The 2,408-nt window shown below is 46.4% G+C and carries 1 protein-coding gene; it reads left to right on the plus strand.

Translation table 11 applies throughout. From position 1 onward, the window contains the following. A partial coding sequence (locus tag LX69_RS17905; protein ID WP_170124459.1) for a hypothetical protein occupies positions 1–2,408 on the plus strand: 2,408 nt, incomplete at both ends.

Here is a 2,408-nt window from a genome sequence, read left to right on the forward strand (position 1 = left end):
ACGCTGACCGTCACCGATGCCAACGGGTGCGTCAACACACAAAGTGCCACCGTGAGCTGGTTCCCACAGCCGGTGGTCGATTTGAGCATCTACTCTGATCTACTGAACAAGAACATCCAACCCGACACGGTTTATACATGCCCAACCAATCCGGTCACCATCACAGCTACCCCCGGCTTCACACAATACATCTGGAGCCATGACGCGGCAGAAACAGGAAACGTGACATCAATCGCTCCCCTGGTGGATGATGAAGTATTGGTGAAACTCGAGGCCATTGACACAAACGGATGCCCGGCCAATGACAGCATCCGCGTCATTGCCCTCGACGTTCCTGACGAAGTCTTAATCGGGTTCAAAACAGATATATGTGTCAACGAAATCATCTCCATTGCACCCATTAAAGACAAAATATACCGTCACTACTGGAGCTTCAATGGCATAACCAGCACAACAGACAATTATTCATCGCCAACAGGAGGTATCCTTACGCTCACCATTGAGAATGAATATGGCTGCCCTGCCAGCACCAACATCACCATTCATCAACCCGAAATCAACTTTGTAGGCGGTATCGACAAAGCAATCTTGTGCTATGGAACACCATACACGTTTGAAGTCATCCCGGAAACAGATTATTCATACAAATGGAGCGACAACAGTACCAATCTGGATTTCACAGCAATAGAACCGGGCACCTACCAACTCGAAACAACACACAACACTCTGGGCTGCAAACTTAAAGCACCAGTTACACTCGAATGGCATCCGGGCAAACTATTTGACGTACAAGATTCATTGGTGGTTTGCCAATCGGGGCTTCACTATAAAATACAAGGCGACACACAAATGATCAATTACGAATGGCGCCTCGACAATGATCCAACAATCATCACCACAGAAAACTACATTATCACAGACCCGGCATTGGAAAGCGGCAAACGAGTTTTTCATGTGTCGGCTCAATTTGTGCCACCGTTGGTGCCCCTACCCAACGTTTACGCCCCCACGGCAATCTGCCCGATCACCCAGGATTTCTCGTTTATCGTCAAATCAGAACCAGATCCAATTTACATTGATGAAACATACAGCTGTGGCTTGCCTTCATATACATATGAATACAATTTAAAAGACTACGAAGTTGAAATACTATGCATCTGCGAAGGCAACGAAATCACCCTTCAAGGCTACAATGACTATGTCAGTTATCAATGGTCGAAACTGAACGCAGGCGCATTTGAAAACATAGGTAACGGCACCGAACGAACCTTGACCGTATTCACGCCCGGAATTTACAAGTTAGAAGCACAACAACCCTCACTCCCAGGCATTACCGGATGTATCTCTATCGGCATTACCGAAGTGCGCATACTCGACAATCCAATCATTGACATCACACCCGAAAAACAGGTATGTACCGATGATTTATTTACCATCACCAACACCGATGTCGATGCAGCCAGCCACACCTATCAATGGAGTTACGACAATGAAACCATTGCCTCAGGAGCAGGGCTTTTTGAAATCATCGACCAAACACGCCCAGGTGAATATTCCGTAGAAGCCACAGGAACCAACGGATGTGTTTCAAATGCAACCACCATCATCTATGAGCCAACACCTCCGAACATTAATCTACTGAACGAACTACGTTGTAGCAACGAGCCCCTTTCACTTTTGAACAAATGGAATACAGAAGTACCACTCATCCCAACCTACAACTCACATCGATGGTACATCAAACAAACCGATGGAACTTTCGTCGCAGAAAATAACGATGAAGTGACACTGTCGTCAGGAGATTATGTATTCAGGCTTGAAGTCCTGGTTCAGGAAAACCCACTGGTTCCCATCTGTCCATTCTATTACGATTTTCGACTCATTGTCAAACAAGCGCCAGACTTCACCATTGGAAACGACAAAGAAATTTGTGATGGCGAAAGCATTACGCTAATGTCGAATAAGAATTTCCCTCTATATGAATGGATAGAATTATCAGCTCCGGCAAACACATTGTCAACCAACAATGCACTAACAGTTACCACCAGCGGAACATACCAACTGACTGCATGGGATATATACAACAATCTCACATGCAGCAGCACACAACAGGCTACCATTACAGTTAAACCACTACCAACCATCACGCTGGCATCCCCTATTGATCCAATATGCGATGGACAAACCGTCACAACCATCACACTTCAAGATGCTTTGCTTTATGATAACATCACATGGAGCACTGGTGCAGTAGACGACGGAAAAACGTCCATCACGACCAACAAAGCCGGAACCTACACTGTCACAGCACGAAGCATCAACAGTCAGTGCACCAACACACAGACAGCAACCATCGCAGCCTACCCACGACTGACCCTCACCCTGCCTGCGGACAAGGGCACCATTTG

This window comes from Breznakibacter xylanolyticus (genome assembly GCF_003254275.1).
Lineage (GTDB): Bacteria > Bacteroidota > Bacteroidia > Bacteroidales > Marinilabiliaceae > Breznakibacter > Breznakibacter xylanolyticus.